Here is a 15,784-nt window from a genome sequence, read left to right as displayed (position 1 = left end):
AAAACGAAAACGGTAGGTGAGGCTACCATAGGGATACGGATGACTACCGCAAAGCAGTGGAGACACTACTCGTTGGTCAACAGTCCTGGTCGCGAAGGCCAAGACTAAGCTCATTACATTGCCCTATGGAGTTAAAGCTTGAACGAAAAACAGATAATTAGTTTTTTAATCCTGCCATTTTATGGTGGGATTTTCTACTGTTTAAATCAAAGAAAGGAGATAGACGATGCAAATTGACGATCATCCGGAACCGCACATACACAGCCAATCGCTGATTTGTGTCATTCTGCCCTTATAAAGTGATTGGTCTCTGTGTATGAAACACATCATTCATACAGATAGGAGAAACCAATGAAAACTACAAAAGAAAGATTAGCAACAGCTATTCATACATCTTTAAACGAAACTCTATCTTTTTATAAGACAAGTCTAACAGGCTTGACTGAGGAGCAGGTGGAGAAAAATCGTGACCTATATGGCGAAAATACCATTACAAAGGGTCAAGAAGACAGTATCCTCAAAAAGATTTACGAATCCATTATCAATCCTTTTACGATCATCTTGCTGGTTATCGCCGTGATTTCCTTAGTGACCAATGTCTGGTTGGCAAAACCAGGTCAAGAGGATCCGACGACTTCCATTATCATCGTTGTCCTAGTCCTCATTTCTGGTGGCATACGCTTTGTCCAAGAACTCCGCAGTGATAAGGCAGCTACCAATCTTTCAAAAATGATTGTCAACACAGCGACTGTCATTCGTCAAGGAGAAATCCAAGAAGTACCTATCGATGACTTGGTAGTAGGTGACGTGGTTAAATTAAGTGCTGGAGATATGATTCCGGCAGATCTTCTTTTATTTGAGTCGCGTGATTTCTTTGTCCAACAGTCTGGCTTGACAGGCGAAAGTGATTCTGTTGAAAAATTGGCCTTGACCAAGGCAACAGTTCAACAATCTGATAGTCTGCTGGAAGCAGAAGCGCTCGCCTTTATGGGAACCAATGTCTTGTCTGGTAGTGCTAAGGCCGTGGTTTTGGCGGTTGGTGATGCTACCATGATGGGGGCCATTGAGCAGACTTTGAACACCTATGACGAGCCTACTTCGTTTGAGCGAGAGATGAATAGTATCTCTTGGCTCCTGATTCGCTTGATGTTGGTCATGGTGCCCATCGTTTTCCTGTCCAATGGCTTAACAGATGGCGACTGGCTGGAAGCTGGCGTATTTGCTTTGAGTGTTGGTGTTGGATTGACACCTGAAATGCTTCCTATGATCATCACGGCCAGCCTAGCAAAAGGTTCTATTATCATGGCCAAGGAAAAAGTGGTTATAAAGAAACTCAATGCCATACAGGACTTAGGGGCGATTGATATCTTGTGTACAGATAAGACAGGAACTCTAACCCAAGACGAAATCGTTCTAGAATATCCCTTGGATATTCACGGACGCTTGGATTTGACCGTCTTGAGACGTGCCTATCTCAATTCCTACTTTCAAACGGGCTTGAAAAATTTGATGGACAGAGCCATCATCAAACGGACTGAAAAGGAAGCAAAAGAACACGCCCTCTTGCAAAATCTGGCTCAAACTTTTCAAAAAATAGATGAGCTTCCCTTTGATTTTGAACGTAGACGGATGAGTGTCATCGTCAAGGATGAGAACGAAGTTGTTAGTTTGGTAACCAAGGGTGCCCTAGAGGAAATGCTTGCGATTTCCAGTCATGCGGAATACCAAGGAGTGATTACTCCCTTGACAGATGCTATTAGAGAGGAAATATTAGCAGAAGTCAGACAACTCAATCAACAAGGTTTGCGTGTCTTGGGAGTGGCCTATAAGTCGGGTTTGAGGGAAGGCCATGCCTATACAGTTGATGATGAAGGGGATATGATTCTAACTGGTTATTTAGCCTTCCTAGATCCTCCTAAACCATCTGCAGCACCAGCAATTAAGGCACTGTTAGAACATGGGGTTCAAACAAAGATTTTGACGGGAGACAACGAAAAAGTTACCCAAGCAGTCTGTGAAAAGGTTGGTTTGGATATCAATCAGATGCTGTTGGGGTCTGAAATTGATCAGATGAGTGATCAAGAATTGGGCCAAGCCGTAGAGGAGGTAACCGTCTTCGCCAAACTTTCACCTGACCAAAAAGCGAGGATTATTTTGCAATTTAAGGCTAATGGTCATGCTGTTGGCTATATGGGAGATGGGATCAATGATGCTCCTTCTATGAAAGTTGCAGATGTGGGGATTTCTGTTGATACAGCAGTAGATATTGCCAAAGAAACAGCTGATGTTATCCTACTTGATAAGGATCTCATGGTGCTTGAAAAAGGACTTGTTGAAGGTCGTAAGGTCTATGCAAATATGACCAAATATATCAAGATGACAGTGAGTTCTAACTTTGGAAATATCTTATCCTTGTTGGTCTCTGGAATCTTTTTACCCTTTTTACCAATGGCACCAGTCCATTTGATTATCTTAAATCTAGTCTATGATTTGTCTTGTATTGCCTTGCCTTTTGACAAGGTAGACAAAGATTTTTTGAGAAATCCGCATACCTGGGAAGCCAAGTCCATCACACGTTTCATGGTTTGGATGGGACCTATCTCTTCTGCCTTTGATATTTTGACCTTTATTTTGCTCTATTTTATCATTGTACCCATGACGACAGGTCATGCCTATGTTCATGGGGCAGAGTCTGCCGTAGGATTTATTGTCTTGTTTCAGACAGGTTGGTTTATCGAGTCCATGTGGTCACAGACCATGGTTATTCATATGTTGCGTTCAGCCAAAATTCCCTTTTTACAAAGTCGTCCAGCTTGGCTAGTCCTTGTGACAACCTTATTGGCTGCAGCCTTTGTGAGCTTCCTTCCCTACAGTCCACTAGCTAGCCTTCTACATCTAACTCCTTTAAAACCGATTTATTTCATCTTTTTACTTTTCATCATTATTTTGTATATGATTAGCGTGACAATTGTGAAAAAAATCTATATCAAGAAATATAAAGAATGGCTGTAAATTTCATTTTGTCAAGAAAAAAGTACGAAAATGACGAAAAAAGTCAAAAAAATTTAAAAATAGGTCGCAAGTCGGATGTTTTTTATGGTATAATAGACTAAACTGATAGTAACATGTAGCGAAAGGGGTAGGTACATGATTAAAATTTATACAGTCTCAAGTTGTACTAGCTGTAAAAAAGCAAAAACCTGGCTCAATGCCCACCAGTTAAGTTATAAAGAACAAAACCTTGGTAAAGAAGGAATTACGAGAGAAGAATTACTGGATATTCTGACAAAAACAGATAATGGAATAGCTAGCATCGTTTCGTCTAAAAATCGCTATGCCAAAGCCCTTGGAGTGGATATCGAAGATTTGAGTGTCAACGAAGTCCTCAATCTGATTATGGAAACGCCGAGAATTTTAAAGAGCCCAATCCTTGTGGATGAAAAACGCCTACAAGTTGGCTATAAGGAAGATGATATTCGTGCCTTCCTACCACGCTCTGTCCGTAATGTAGAAAATGCAGAAGCACGTTTGCGTGCAGCTCTATAAACATCAAGGCTGGGAGCAACTCCCAGTCTTATTCTATTTTAATTTCAAAAAGAAAGAAGAAAGAGATGAAAAAAATAGTTCTTGTTAGTCTAGCTTTCCTTTTTGTCCTAGTTGGTTGCGGACAGAAAAAAGAAACTGGACCAGCTACAAAAACAGAAAAGGATACGCTTCAGTCGGCATTGCCAGTTATTGAAAATGCCGAGAAGAATACAGTTGTGACCAAGACTTTGGTCTTGCCCAAGTCAGATGATGGCAGCCAGCAAACCCAAACCATTACATACAAGGACAAGACTTTTTTGAGCTTAACGATTCAACAAAAACGTCCAGTTTCTGATGAGTTGAAGACTTATATCGACCAACATGGAGTGGAAGAAACTCAAAAAGCTCTTCTGGAGGCAGAGGAGAAGGATGAGGCTATCATAGAAGCTCGTAAATTAGCAGGATTTAAGCTTGAAACTAAACTATTGAGTGCAACCGAACTTCAAACAACGACTAGTTTTGATTTTCAAGTTTTGGATGTCAAGAAGGCTTCTCAGTTAGAATATTTGAAGAACATTGGTTTAGAAAATCTCTTGAAGAATGAACCAAGCAAATATATTTCAGACAGATTGGCAAATGGTGCGACAGAACAGTAGAAAATCCAAATAAATAGACTGCCTGAATTGTAGAACGTAAGGAATTATGCTATAATGGTACTATTCTAAGGAAAGAGGGTGTTAGAATGGGATTTACTGAAGAAACAGTACGTTTTAAATTGGACGATTCCAATAAAAAAGAAATTAGCGAAACTCTGACTGATGTTTATGCTTCGTTGAATGATAAGGGCTACAACCCAATTAACCAAATCGTAGGTTACGTATTGAGTGGAGACCCTGCCTACGTTCCTCGTTATAATAATGCACGAAATCAAATCCGTAAGTATGAGCGTGATGAAATCGTTGAGGAATTGGTTCGCTACTACCTAAAAGGACAAGGAGTCGATCTATAATCTATGAGAATTATGGGATTGGACGTCGGTTCAAAAACGGTAGGGGTGGCCATTAGCGATCCGCTCGGTTTTACAGCTCAAGGGCTTGAAATCATCCAAATCAATGAGGAACAAGGCCAATTTGGTTTTGATCGCGTTAAAGAGTTGGTTGATACTTACAAGGTGGAACGATTTGTAGTGGGCTTGCCTAAAAACATGAACAATACAAGCGGACCGCGCGTGGAAGCTAGTCAAGCCTACGGAGCAAAGTTAGAAGAGCTTTTTGATTTACCAGTAGACTATCAAGATGAACGCTTGACAACAGTTGCCGCAGAGCGCATGTTGATTGAGCAAGCAGATATTAGCCGTAACAAGCGCAAGAAAGTCATTGATAAGTTAGCAGCTCAGCTGATTTTACAAAATTATTTAGATAGAAAATTTTAATACAAAGGAGAGGCTATGTCACACGATCATAACCACGACCACGAAGAACGTGAATTAATTACACTAGTAGATGAGCAAGGGAATGAAACCTTGTTTGAAATCCTTTTGACCATTGACGGAAAAGAAGAATTTGGTAAAAACTATGTTCTTCTAGTACCAGTTAACGCAGAAGAAGACGAAGACGGACAAGTTGAAATCCAAGCTTACTCATTCATCGAAAATGAAGACGGAACAGAAGGCGAATTGCAACCAATCCCAGAAGACTCAGAAGACGAATGGAACATGATTGAAGAAGTCTTCAACAGCTTTATGGAGGAGTAAAAACATCCAGTGGATGTTTTTAGCCCAGATCTTTGAAATAAAAAAGAGCTGGTAAGTCCGGGGGCGTTTTTAGCCCAAGTTAATATTCATAGTAGCTAGTTATTAGCTAACCAGGTGAGAGGTCGGGACGAAAATCCTGGCCTCGTTTTTGTTAGTTATGAGACTTTATTGAGGCAGTTGATTGAACCTGTAATTAAGGAGATGTATATGTTTGAAGTAGAAGAATGGCTCCATAGTCGGATTGGTTTGAATTTTCGATCAGGCTTGGGCCGAATGCAACAAGCGGTGGATTTGTTGGGGAATCCCGAGAAGTCTTATCCTATTATCCACGTGACAGGAACTAATGGAAAAGGTTCTACCATTGCTTTCATGAGGGAGTTATTTATGGGGCATGGCAAAAGAGTTGCGACTTTTACCTCCCCTCATATCGTCTCTATCAATGATCGAATCTGCATTAACGGGCAACCAATAGCTGATGCAGACTTCATCCGTTTGGCTAATCAGGTCAAGGAGATGGAGAAAACGCTTCTGCAAACTCATGATCAGTTGTCCTTTTTTGAATTGCTGACCTTGATTGCTTTTCTTTATTTTAGAGAGCAAGAGGTGGATTTGCTTTTATTAGAAGTGGGAATTGGCGGCTTACTTGACACGACTAATGTGGTAACTGGAGAGATTGCTGTCATCACCTCCATCGGACTAGATCATCAGGAGACCTTGGGTGATAGTCTAGAAGCAATCGCAGAGCAGAAAGCTGGTATTTTCAAGTCTGGTAAAAAGGCAGTGATTGCTAAGCTGGCTCCAGAAGCTAGGCTTGTTTGTCAGAAAAAAGCTGAATCTTTAGCTGTTGACCTTTATCAGGCAGGTCAAGATTTTTCAATGCAGGGTGGTGATTTTTCAAGTTCTTTACTAAATATTTCGCAGCTGAAAATAGGCTTGGAAGGAACTTATCAGCAGGAAAATGCGGCCTTGGCGTTGCAAACGTTTCTTCTCTTTATGAGAGAAGGAAAGGAAGTTGTTGATGAACAGGCTGTAAGACAGGCTTTGGAGAAGACCCATTGGGCTGGTCGCTTGGAGCGTATTCGTCCTCAAATTTACTTGGACGGTGCTCATAACCTCCCTGCCTTGACTCGCTTGGTTGAATTTATCAAAGAAAAAGAGCAGGAAGGATATCGTCCTCAAATCCTATTTGGAGCCTTGAAACGGAAGGATTATCAAGGGATGTTGGCTTATCTGACTGAAAAATTGCCTCAGGTGGAACTCAAGGTGACCGGCTTTGACTATCAAGGTTCTTTGGATGAAACAGATGTAACAGGTTACGATATAGTTCCTTCTTACCGAGAATTTATTAGCGATTTTGAAGAAAGAGCAGATGCCCAGGATTTGTTGTTCGTTACAGGGTCTCTCTATTTTATCTCAGAAGTACGAGGCTATCTACAGGGGCATGAGCAGATAAATTGACCTCCTTTTTTGAACTTGTTATACTAGGAAAACTACTAGTTAGAAGGAAAAACTTCTGTAAATTGGTAGCAGAAAGGAAATTCATCATGAAATTAAAAAGATTCACACTTTCTCTTGCTTCTTTAGCAAGTCTTAGTCTCTTAGTAGCTTGTTCACAAAGAGCTCAACAAGTTCAACAACCAGTAGCTCAATCGCAAATACAACAAACTCAGCAATCACAAGCTGCTGCTTCATCTTCTACAGAAAATAGCAACCAGGCAACAACAAGTTCTTCACAAAATGCGCCTGAGGCTCAACCAACTAATATTGATGGAACTTATACTGGTCAGGACGAAGGAGACCGTATCACTTTAGTGGTAACTGGAACAACTGGTACATGGACACAGGTAGAAACTGACGGAGATCAAGAAATCAAGCAGGTTAGTTTCGATGCCGTCAATCAACGCATGATTATTGGTGATGATGTCAAGATTTATGCAATCAATGGTAATCAGATGATTATCGACGATATGGATAGAGAAGCGTCTGATCGTATTGTTTTATCAAAATAGACTAGAAGGAGACTGGTTTTGTCAGTCTCTTTTGCTTTTACTCAGAAAAATGATTATAAATACTTGCCTTCTACCGAATACCTGCGTTATACTAGTAATAATTACCTGTTTTTAGCATTCATACTCATCGAAAATCTCTTCAAACCACGTCAACTTCCATCTGCAACCTCAAAACAGTGTTTTGAGCAACCTGCGACTAGCTTCCTAGTTTGCTCTTTGCTTTTCATTGAGTATCAAAATATCAAGGAGGGGATATGAAATATAGAAAACTTCAATTATTGATGTCCAAGTATGGCTTTAGTCTTTCGATTATGCTACTTGAACTTTCTCTTGTTTTTGGTCTCTTTCTTTACTTAGGGCGTATGGCCCCTATTCTTTGGGTTATTCTCTTAATATTTATGAGTATGGCGACTATCGTAGCGATTGTCAATCGTTCTATGGCGCCTGAAAGCAAAGTGATGTGGTTAGTGGTAACTTTTGTTCCTGTTATTGGTCCTTTGCTCTATCTGATGTTTGGTGAAAGACGATTGTCCAAAAAAGAAATCAAGCAGTTGGACAAACTTGGTTCCATGCATTTTCGGGAGGATAACAGTAAAGCTCTCCGCCAGAGATTGAAGGAAGAGGATAAGGCGGCTTACGGAGTTATCAAATCTTTGCTAAGTATGGATAGCAATGCCGATGTATATGATCGAACCGATTCACAATTTTTTTCTTCAGGTGAAAGCATGTGGCAACATATGTTGGAAGACCTCAACAAAGCTGAGAAATTTATCTTTCTAGAGTACTATATTGTAGAAGAAGGTTTGATGTGGAATAGCATACTAGATATACTAGAGCAAAAGGCAGCTCAGGGTGTAGAGATTAAGATGCTCTATGATGATATCGGCTGTATGGCGACTTTACCTGGAGACTATACTATTCAGCTTCGTAGTCGAGGAATTGAAGCCCATAAGTTTAACAAGGTGATTCCTCGTTTGACGGTGGCTTACAACAATCGGGACCATCGTAAAATCCTTGTCATAGATGGTCAGGTAGCCTATACAGGAGGCATTAACTTAGCCGATGAGTACATCAATCATGTAGAACGCTTTGGGTACTGGAAGGACAGTGGGATTCGCATAGATGGTCCTGGTGTCAAGGCTCTAACCCGTCTCTTTTTGATGACTTGGTACATCAATCGTGGGGAAATCAGTGATTTTGATCAGTATCACCTGGAAAATCAGCCTTGTTCTGGCCAAGGGCTCTACATTCCTTACGGTAGTGGACCCAAGCCTATCTTCCGTACCCAGGTAGGGAAAAAAGTTTATCAAAGTTTGATTAATCAGGCTACTGATTCAGTCTACATCACAACACCCTATTTGATTATTGACTATGATTTAACTGAGAGTATTAAAAATGCAGCCATGAGAGGTGTTGATGTCCGCATCGTGACTCCTTTCATTCCGGATAAAAAATTAATCCAACTCATAACAAGAGGAGCCTATCCGGATTTGTTGTCAGCAGGAGTAAGAATTTTTGAGTATAGTCCAGGCTTCATCCACAGTAAACAAATCTTAGTGGATAAGGACTTTGCTGCAGTTGGAACCATTAACTTAGATTATAGAAGTTTGCTTCATCACTATGAAGATGCAGTTTTGCTATATAAAACGGAATCAATCACAGAGATTCAAAAAGATTTTCAGGAGATTTTTTCAGTATCTCAAGAAATTTTCCCTCATACGATAAAAAATAGCTGGTATCAGAAATTAATTAAGGAAATCGCCCAGTTATTCGCCCCAATCTTATAAGAAATCTAGGACTTAGGATACAACCCAGTCCTATTTTTCTTGCCTTTTACGAATAAGAAGATGTAGGAGGAACGATGCTGACTCAGAAAGAATTGGATTATATCATGTCATTTAAACAGACGTATTTACACCGATTTCGGGAAATTGAAACCTTTGTGAAACTATGCAAAAAATCACTCAAACAGCCATCGCAAGCTGACAATTCTAGGTCTTTTTGATATACTAAGACAGACAAATTGAATAGGAGAAACGACATGGCTGTATATGGCAGAATCGAAGAAGTATCCGAAACGATACAGAGTAATGAAATTGAAAATAGACTGGATAGGAACCTTGAATCTCATGTAGAAAAAGAAGAACAGGTAGCTTTCCCGTTTTTCAGACTCATCATTGGAAGTACGATTGCAACGGTTTTTTCTGTGGTGATACCTTTACTTTTAGATATGGTAAGTCCCTCTCAGGCGCAGGGTTTGTATATAGGGTGGGCTTTACATCAGGGAGGACAGCTCTACAGTAGCTATTATGCTAGTCACGGTCTTCTTTATTACTTGCTACTTTATATTACCCAAGGAGGCATCCTTTTTGCTTTGGTAGAATGGCTAGCCCTCTTAGAAGGAGGTTACTTCCTCTTTTCTTCAACTGACTATCTGACGGGACAAAGGGAACAAGCCAAGCAACTCCTAACCATATTTTATATTTTGGTATCCGGTCTCGGTTTTGGGGGAGGATACGCTACTATCTTAGCTTTGCCATTTCTGTTTGCAGGATTTTCGTTCATAGCAGCTTATCTATCAAATCCTAACCATGACAAGGGGTTTCTACGTCTGGGGATTTTCTTGGCTCTATCATTTTTCATAGAGCCTCTTACAAGTCTTCTCTTTATTGCAGTAGTAACGATTGGTTTGTTTGTATTTAATGTTGGGCATGGTCGTTTTGTCCATGGAGTTTATCAGTTTTTTGCAGCGGCACTTGGTTTTTCTCTTATCTTTTACCCAGTAGGCTACTATGTCCTTGCTTCAGGTGGCTTTGGAGAAGCTCTAGGAAGTCTTTTATATCCGATTGATTCCCTCCAGATCTTTACCAATCCTCAACTAATGGATAATGTTGTATTCTATGGTTTGTTGACCTTTGGTTTAGGAGCTCTCTTCCTTGTTTTTCTAGGATTGTTCCAATCAAAGGCATCAAGATTGTATGTTATTTCAGTACCAGCTAGTTTTACTTTCTTATTTGTACTAGCCTTGTTGCTTTTTTCTCAAGAACCTCTTCACGGTTCGCGTTTGATTCTAATCCTTCCATTTTTACTCCTTCTTTTGATGACCAGTATTCGTGGGAAACATTCAGCTAGAGGAGCTCGTCGTCGGAGAAGAGAAGAAGTTCCTACTTTATGGCAAAAATTTATGAAGGGGAATCTCTACTTACCAATCCTCGTTGTGGTTTACCTGATTGCAATTCCTTTTGTAGCTCGTTTTGTCTTGCATCCAGCTTCGTATGGAGAACAACATCAAGTAGTAGATAGAGTCAAACAAGAGACAAGTGAGGGAGACCAAATCTATATCTGGGATTCACATGTTCAGATGTATAAGGAAAGCCAGCGTTTGGCTGGATCCATGTTCCCATCACCTCTTCTTTACACGAATACAGAAGAGAATAAAACTAATTTGATCAATGATTTGAAAGAAAATCAACCTAAGTTGATAGTGGTGAACGACAAGGTGGCTCTCTGGTCTGAGGCAGAGACACTCTTAAAAGAAAATTACCAACAAGTAATGACTGATTATTCAGAGTTTAAAGTCTATAAAATTAAATAAAAAAATCAATATCTTGTGTGTTTTTAAAAATTTTAGGATTTTTAACACAAGATATTGATTTTTCTTTTTAGAGTGGTATAATACTTTTTAGAAAGAACATTTTAGAAAAGAGCATGCATATGATTGCACTAGAAGAAAAAATTACAATTTTGCCAACTCTCTTCGTTGAGAAACGAGATGGGAGACGTGTTGTATTTGATGTGGACAAGATTGACAAGGCTCTCCACAAGGCGGCTGACAAGGTTATGGAAGTGACACCCTTGGTCGAAAAACGCCTCAATGCTCTGACCGAGCGTATTGTCACAGAAATTCATAGTCGCTTTCCACAGGGAGTTAAGATTTATGAAATCCAAAATATTGTAGAACATGAACTTCTTGAAGCCAAAGAATATGCGTTGGCTGAGGAGTATATTACTTATCGGACACAGAGGGATTTTGAGCGCTCAAAAGCGACAGATATTAACTTTAGTATCCATAAACTACTTAATAAAGATCAAGCGGTCGTCAATGAAAATGCCAATAAAGACAGCGATGTCTTTAATACCCAGCGTGATTTGACAGCAGGGATTGTTGGGAAGTCGATCGGACTGCAAATACTTCCCAAGCACGTAGCTAATGCTCACCAAAAGGGGGATATCCACTATCACGATTTGGACTACAGTCCGTATACCCCTATGACCAACTGCTGTTTGATTGATTTTAAGGGGATGTTGGAAAATGGTTTTAAGATTGGAAATGCAGAGGTAGAAAGTCCCAAGTCTATTCAGACTGCAACAGCTCAGATTTCCCAAATCATCGCCAACGTTGCTTCTAGCCAGTACGGGGGCTGTTCAGCTGACCGTATCGATGAAGTTTTGGCGCCGTACGCAGAGAAGAATTACCAAAAACACCTCAAAGATGCGGAAGAATGGGTCTTGCCTGAAAAACGGGAAGATTACGCTTGGAAGAAAACCCAAAAAGACATCTACGATGCCATGCAATCTCTTGAGTACGAAATCAACACTCTCTTCACTTCAAATGGCCAAACACCTTTTACTTCGCTCGGTTTTGGTTTAGGAACTAGTCGTTTTGAGCGGGAAATTCAAAAGGCTATTTTAAACATTCGTATCAATGGGCTTGGTTCAGAACACCGTACAGCCATCTTCCCTAAACTCATCTTTACGCTTAAAAGAGGCCTTAATTTGGAAGAAGGAACTCCTAACTACGATATTAAGCAGTTGGCTCTCGAGTGTGCAACAAAACGGATGTATCCAGATGTCTTATCTTATGATAAGATTGTTGACTTGACTGGTTCTTTCAAGGTACCTATGGGATGCCGTTCGTTCCTCCAAGGATGGAAGGATGAGAATGGCGTAGAAGTTAATTCAGGTCGGATGAATCTAGGTGTTGTGACGGTTAATCTGCCTCGAATTGCTCTCGAGTCTGAGGGCGACATGAATAAGTTCTGGGAAATCTTCAACGAGCGGATGAATATCGCTGAAGATGCTCTGGTTTACCGTGTCGAACGTACTAAAGAGGCGACGCCAGCAAATGCTCCTATCCTCTATCAGTACGGTGCTTTTGGCCATCGTCTAGGTAAAGAAGAAAGTGTTGACCAGCTCTTTAAGAATCGCCGTGCGACAGTTTCGCTGGGTTACATCGGTTTGTATGAAGTAGCGACAGTTTTCTTTGGTAATAGCTGGGAACACAATCCAGAAGCCAAGGAATTCACGCTAGATATCATTCGTGATATGAAACGCCGTGTAGAAGAGTGGTCTGACCAATATGGCTATCATTTCTCTATCTACTCAACACCGTCTGAAAGTTTGACAGACCGTTTCTGCCGACTAGATACAGAGAAGTTTGGCTCTATTCCTGATATCACAGACAAGGAATACTACACCAATTCTTTCCATTATGATGTTCGTAAAAATCCAACACCGTTTGAAAAATTAGACTTTGAGAAAGTCTATCCAGAAGCAGGTGCGTCAGGTGGTTTTATCCATTATTGTGAGTATCCAGTCCTCCAGCAAAATCCAAAAGCCTTGGAAGCTGTCTGGGATTATGCCTATGATCGTGTGGGCTATCTAGGAACCAATACTCCGATTGATCGTTGCTACAAGTGTGACTTTGAAGGGGATTTTGAACCAACTGAAAGAGGATTTGCTTGTCCAAACTGTGGCAATAGCGACCCTAAAACGGTGGATGTGGTCAAACGAACTTGTGGCTACCTAGGCAATCCTCAAGCGCGTCCGATGGTTAATGGACGTCACAAGGAAATCGCTGCGCGTGTCAAACACATGAATGGTTCAACGATTAAAATAGCTGGCCATCAAGTAACAAATTAGAAAGAAATGAAATGGGAAAATATCAATTAGATGATAAAGGGCGCGCACAAGTGACCCGTTATCACGAGAAACACTCTAAAGGTGGAGCTGGTAAGAAAGAACGCTTGCTCAACCTCAGAGAACAATTTTTAAACAAGAATAAGAAAAAATAAAAGTGAGAGTCAACTCTCGCTTTTCTCATAGTGGGAGGTAAGGATGGAACTACGTAGACCAAGACTAGCAGATAAGAAAGCTATTATAGACATGATGGCAGAGTTTGAGCAGACCCAATCAGCCCACGATGGGGGCTTTTGGGATACAGAGAACTTTGTGTATGAAGAGTGGTTGGAAACAAATATGCAAAAAGAGATGGGAATAAACTTGCCTGAAAATCGTGTTCCTTCTATTCAATTTGTATCATTTGATGATGTAGGTCGTGCTCTAGGATTTTTGAATCTGCGATTGAGACTGAATGAGGGTTTACTGAATTATGCTGGCCACATTGGATACTCCATCCGACCGTCTGAAAGAGGCAAAGGTTATGCTAAAGAAACTCTCAGTCAGGGTTTGCAAGTTGCTAAGGAAAAGAACATCAAGAAAGCTCTTGTGACCTGTAGCGTGAATAATCCTGCTAGCAGAGCAGTCATTCTAGCAAATGGAGGTCTCATTGAGGATGTTCGTAATGGAGTCGAGCGTTATTGGATAGAGGTAGCGAATGAATAATCCAAAACCACAAGAATGGAAAAGCGAGGAACTCAGTCAAGGGCGTATCATTGACTACAAGGCCTTTAACTTTGTCGATGGAGAAGGTGTGCGCAACTCTCTCTATGTATCGGGTTGCATGTTTCACTGCGAGGGATGTTATAATGTTGCGACTTGGTCTTTCAATGCTGGCATTCCGTACACTGCAGAGCTAGAAGAACAGATCATGGCAGATCTTGCTCAGCCCTATGTTCAAGGCTTGACTTTGTTGGGAGGAGAACCTTTTCTCAATACGGGTATTCTCTTGCCACTCGTTAAACGCATCCGAAAGGAATTGCCAGAAAAAGATATCTGGTCCTGGACGGGCTACACTTGGGAAGAAATGATGCTGGAGACCCCAGATAAGTTGGAACTCTTATCACTGATTGACATTCTTGTTGATGGACGGTATGATCGAACTAAGAGAAATCTCATGCTCCAGTTTCGTGGTTCGTCCAATCAACGAATTATCGATGTGCAAAAATCCCTCAAAAGTGGGCAAGTAGTAATTTGGGACAAACTCAATGACGGAAAAGAAAGCTATGAACAGGTGAAGAGAGAGTAACTTTCTTCCATAAAATACTTAAATAAATGACCTGTCAAAAAAGAAAACATTTTCATGTTAAAAATTTTAAAAAACAGCAACAAATCCCTTGCAATCGCAGGGGCTTTGTGTTATTCTATTATGGTGCTGTAAATTACAGCTTTAGCTTTGATGCAAGAGGTTGCGACACGCTCGGTTGCATTGCCACGCAACGCCGCGTCGGTTTTCTTGTGGAGCTAGCCTATTATCTTAAATAGACGAAAAGGAGAAAAAGATGGCAAACAAAAAAATCCGTATCCGTTTGAAAGCTTACGAACACCGTACGCTTGACACAGCGGCTGCAAAAATCGTAGAATCAGCTACTCGTACAGGTGCACAAGTTGCGGGTCCAATCCCACTTCCAACTGAACGTAGCCTCTACACAATTATTCGTGCGACTCACAAATACAAAGACTCTCGCGAACAATTTGAAATGCGTACACACAAACGTTTGATCGATATCGTTAACCCAACTCAAAAAACAGTTGATGCGTTGATGAAATTGGATCTTCCAAGTGGTGTAAACGTAGAAATCAAACTTTAATCTAAAGCTTGATACCTTGAGCATAAAAAACGCTCGTTAAAAACTTTTTGAATAAAAAATATAGAAAAGGAACTATTTTCTCATGACAAAAGGAATCTTAGGGAAAAAAGTGGGAATGACTCAAATCTTCACTGAAGCTGGCGAATTGATCCCTGTAACAGTTATTGAAGCAACTCCAAACGTTGTTCTTCAAGTTAAAACTGTTGAAACAGACGGATACAACGCTATCCAAGTTGGTTTCGATGACAAACGCGAAGTATTGAGCAACAAACCTGCTAAAGGACATGTAGCGAAAGCTAACACGGCTCCTAAGCGCTTCATTCGTGAATTCAAAAACGTTGAAGGCTTGGAAGTTGGTGCTGAAATCACAGTTGAAACATTCGCAGCTGGAGACGTTGTTGACGTAACTGGTACTTCTAAAGGTAAAGGTTTCCAAGGTGTTATCAAACGCCACGGACAATCACGTGGACCAATGGCTCACGGTTCTCGTTACCACCGTCGTCCAGGTTCAATGGGACCTGTTGCACCTAACCGTGTATTCAAAGGTAAAAACCTTGCAGGACGTATGGGTGGCGACCGTGTAACAATTCAAAACCTTGAAGTTGTACAAGTTGTTCCAGAAAAGAACGTTATCCTTATCAAAGGTAACGTACCAGGTGCTAAGAAATCTCTTATCACTATCAAATCAGCAGTTAAAGCTGGTAAATAATAAAGAAAGGGGAAATCAG

Annotated in this window: 16 protein-coding genes and 1 riboswitch; all 16 genes read left to right on the top strand. The window is 40.7% G+C overall.

What is annotated here, in order from left to right; all coding sequences use genetic code 11:
- The first annotated feature begins 6 nt into the window (after positions 1-6).
- A riboswitch (M-box (ykoK) riboswitch) is annotated at positions 7-157 on the top strand.
- Between the two features lie 194 nt (positions 158-351).
- Positions 352-3,012 carry a magnesium-translocating P-type ATPase gene (gene mgtA / locus N8M66_RS04050; RefSeq protein ID WP_261045775.1) on the top strand — a complete coding sequence of 887 codons (2,661 nt, stop codon included), beginning with the start codon at positions 352-354 and terminating at the stop codon, positions 3,010-3,012.
- A gap of 135 nt (positions 3,013-3,147) precedes the next feature.
- Entirely contained in the window at positions 3,148-3,546 is a 399-nt protein-coding gene (gene spx / locus N8M66_RS04045; protein WP_000591165.1) for a transcriptional regulator Spx, read from the top strand.
- Positions 3,547-3,611: 65 nt separating this feature from the next.
- Positions 3,612-4,181, top strand: coding sequence for an SP0191 family lipoprotein (locus N8M66_RS04040; protein WP_000725139.1), 570 nt, complete (start codon positions 3,612-3,614; stop codon positions 4,179-4,181).
- 86 nt (positions 4,182-4,267) lie between these two features.
- The gene (locus N8M66_RS04035) at positions 4,268-4,534 is read left to right on the top strand and encodes an IreB family regulatory phosphoprotein (protein WP_000507059.1); all 267 of its coding nucleotides are present in this window, start codon (positions 4,268-4,270) and stop codon (positions 4,532-4,534) included.
- 3 nt (positions 4,535-4,537) lie between these two features.
- The gene (gene ruvX, locus N8M66_RS04030) at positions 4,538-4,957 is read left to right on the top strand and encodes a Holliday junction resolvase RuvX (protein WP_033628869.1); all 420 of its coding nucleotides are present in this window, start codon (positions 4,538-4,540) and stop codon (positions 4,955-4,957) included.
- A 15-nt stretch (positions 4,958-4,972) separates the two neighbouring features.
- Positions 4,973-5,278 carry a DUF1292 domain-containing protein gene (locus N8M66_RS04025; RefSeq protein WP_000017620.1) on the top strand — a complete coding sequence of 102 codons (306 nt, stop codon included), beginning with the start codon at positions 4,973-4,975 and terminating at the stop codon, positions 5,276-5,278.
- A gap of 207 nt (positions 5,279-5,485) precedes the next feature.
- Positions 5,486-6,736 (top strand): folylpolyglutamate synthase/dihydrofolate synthase family protein, encoded by a 1,251-nt coding sequence (locus N8M66_RS04020; RefSeq protein WP_261045773.1) that lies wholly within the window; start codon positions 5,486-5,488, stop codon positions 6,734-6,736.
- An 86-nt stretch (positions 6,737-6,822) separates the two neighbouring features.
- Positions 6,823-7,287: an SP_0198 family lipoprotein gene (locus tag N8M66_RS04015; RefSeq protein ID WP_261045771.1), complete on the top strand. Its 465-nt coding sequence runs from the start codon at positions 6,823-6,825 to the stop codon at positions 7,285-7,287.
- A gap of 254 nt (positions 7,288-7,541) precedes the next feature.
- Positions 7,542-9,074: a cardiolipin synthase gene (gene cls, locus N8M66_RS04010; RefSeq protein WP_261045769.1), complete on the top strand. Its 1,533-nt coding sequence runs from the start codon at positions 7,542-7,544 to the stop codon at positions 9,072-9,074.
- A gap of 254 nt (positions 9,075-9,328) precedes the next feature.
- Positions 9,329-10,882, top strand: coding sequence for a damage-inducible protein CinA (locus tag N8M66_RS04005; protein ID WP_261045767.1), 1,554 nt, complete (start codon positions 9,329-9,331; stop codon positions 10,880-10,882).
- A 119-nt stretch (positions 10,883-11,001) separates the two neighbouring features.
- Entirely contained in the window at positions 11,002-13,209 is a 2,208-nt protein-coding gene (nrdD, locus tag N8M66_RS04000; protein ID WP_261045766.1) for an anaerobic ribonucleoside-triphosphate reductase, read from the top strand.
- Positions 13,210-13,220: 11 nt separating this feature from the next.
- The gene (locus N8M66_RS03995) at positions 13,221-13,361 is read left to right on the top strand and encodes a hypothetical protein (protein ID WP_000521618.1); all 141 of its coding nucleotides are present in this window, start codon (positions 13,221-13,223) and stop codon (positions 13,359-13,361) included.
- 43 nt (positions 13,362-13,404) lie between these two features.
- Positions 13,405-13,911 carry a GNAT family N-acetyltransferase gene (locus N8M66_RS03990; RefSeq protein WP_261045765.1) on the top strand — a complete coding sequence of 169 codons (507 nt, stop codon included), beginning with the start codon at positions 13,405-13,407 and terminating at the stop codon, positions 13,909-13,911.
- Positions 13,904-14,494 (top strand): anaerobic ribonucleoside-triphosphate reductase activating protein, encoded by a 591-nt coding sequence (gene nrdG, locus N8M66_RS03985; protein ID WP_060805947.1) that lies wholly within the window; start codon positions 13,904-13,906, stop codon positions 14,492-14,494. Before N8M66_RS03990 ends, nrdG begins: the two co-directional genes overlap by 8 nt.
- A gap of 253 nt (positions 14,495-14,747) precedes the next feature.
- Positions 14,748-15,056, top strand: a complete 309-nt coding sequence (rpsJ, locus tag N8M66_RS03980) for a 30S ribosomal protein S10 (RefSeq protein WP_001284513.1) — start codon at positions 14,748-14,750, stop codon at positions 15,054-15,056.
- 82 nt (positions 15,057-15,138) lie between these two features.
- Positions 15,139-15,765, top strand: coding sequence for a 50S ribosomal protein L3 (gene rplC / locus N8M66_RS03975; RefSeq protein ID WP_000160197.1), 627 nt, complete (start codon positions 15,139-15,141; stop codon positions 15,763-15,765).
- Positions 15,766-15,784: the final 19 nt, after the last annotated feature.

The organism is Streptococcus mitis (genome assembly GCF_946188585.1).
GTDB lineage: Bacteria > Bacillota > Bacilli > Lactobacillales > Streptococcaceae > Streptococcus > Streptococcus mitis_DG.
The sequence above is the reverse complement of the archived record's forward strand: the minus strand, read 5'-3'. Positions and strand labels throughout refer to the sequence as shown.